The 1,791-nt window shown below is 38.1% G+C and carries 1 protein-coding gene; it reads left to right on the plus strand.

Features of this window, described 5'->3' with window-relative positions:
- Positions 1 to 357: 357 nt before the first annotated feature.
- Positions 358 to 1,686, plus strand: coding sequence for a group II intron reverse transcriptase/maturase (gene ltrA, locus V7266_RS25870; protein WP_335472121.1), 1,329 nt, complete (start codon positions 358 to 360; stop codon positions 1,684 to 1,686).
- The last annotated feature ends 105 nt before the right edge of the window (positions 1,687 to 1,791 follow it).

Raw genomic sequence — 1,791 nt, forward strand, 5'->3', positions numbered from 1 at the left:
AAGGGATTGAGCTCCATAAACGTTAGTAAACTGAGAGGGCTGATGCCTTACCTGCGTGCAGAAAGCAACATTATATTCTTCGTCAGAGGCAAGAAGGAGATAACCTCTCTGGGGTCAGAGACCTTGGCACGTTACACATTGATATGATACGGCAACTCGGGAGACCCTACCGGTCTTTTCTTTGAAGAAGAGTATGGTGTACAAGCGATAACAAGCAAGGAAACCAAATGCCAGGTAGGGAGTCGGATAGCAGCGTAGTACCAATGAAGTTGGGTAATTCCGATGGAGGGAAGGCTAGCTACCAGTTATCACCCTTACTAGGGACACATTTACTACACACAGAGGTAGGAGTCATAAATGGAAACAAAACTACTAAGGATAGCAGAATTAGCAAAATTCGAGCCTAAAATGAAATTCACATCTCTTGCACATTTATTAAATGAGCAATCGCTACTACAGTGTCATCATGGACTGCCTAATAAAAAGGCGACTGGTATTAACGGAACGACTAAAGAACAATACAGTGAAAACTTGAAGGAAAACATAAAGGATTTAGTAATTAGGCTTAAAAGCAAAAGTTATCGCCCTGTTCCAGTAAGACGAATGTATATTCCAAAGCTCAACTCAAACAAGAAAAGACCATTGGGAATACCGGAACATGAGGATAAAATTGTACAAAAAGGCATTACCAAAATACTAAATGCCATCTATGAAAATGACTTTCTAGATTGTTCGTTTGGGTTCCGTCCTAATAGAAATTGTCATGATGCGTTGAAAATACTGAACCATTATATTGAGAAGAGATCAGTAAATTATGTAGTAGATGTAGATATCAAAGGTTTCTTTGACAACGTTGACCACAAATGGATGATGGAGTTCTTAAAACACCGGATCGCAGACCCTAACCTACTAAGAATAATCAACAGATTTCTTAAAGGTGGATACATGGAGGAAGGTAAGAAATACAAGACTGACAATGGTACACCGCAAGGTGGAGTAATATCTCCGATATTAGCCAATGTGTATCTCCATTACGTTCTTGACCTATGGTTTGAGAAAGTGGTCAGGAAACGGTGCAAAGGACAGACATACATAGTAAGATACGCAGATGATTTTGTTTGTTGTTTTCAACATAAAAGTGAGGCTCAGCAATTCTTCAACTCATTAAGGTCGAGATTAAAGAAATTTAACTTAGAAATAGCCGAGGATAAAACTAAAATTATTCCCTTCGGGCGGTTTGCGGAGAACAATGGAAAGCGAAATGGGACTGGGAAACCAGCTACATTTGATTTCCTTGGGTTTACACACTATTGTGGAAAAAGTAAACAAGGGAGATTTCGAGTAAAGCGGAAATCGAGCAGAAAGAAAGTCCAAGGCAAACTAAAAGAATCTAAAGAATGGCTGAAGAATAATAGAAATAAAGATATTCATATGATTATGGATAGATTTAAACGCTCACTAATAGGCTATTACAACTATTATTGCATCACAGATAATACCCAAACTGTTAACAACTTCAAAGAGAAAATCGAGTATTTACTATTTAAATGGCTAAACAGAAGAAGCCAAAGGAAATCCTTTACATGGGATAAATTTAGGCTCTTTCTTAGTAAATATCCATTACCTTCACCAAGAATCAAAGTGAATATTTATGATTTAAGAAAAGAGATAAGCTATATTCTGTAAATGATGACTTGGAGGAGCCGTGTGCATTAATAGTGCAAGCACGGTTCTGTGAGGGGGGAGAACACAATCTACCGTAAGGTAGAGAGGTTCTCTTCTACTCGACTA

It is taken from the genome of Neobacillus drentensis (genome assembly GCF_036965645.1).
In the GTDB taxonomy this organism is placed as follows: domain Bacteria; phylum Bacillota; class Bacilli; order Bacillales; family Cytobacillaceae; genus Neobacillus; species Neobacillus drentensis_D.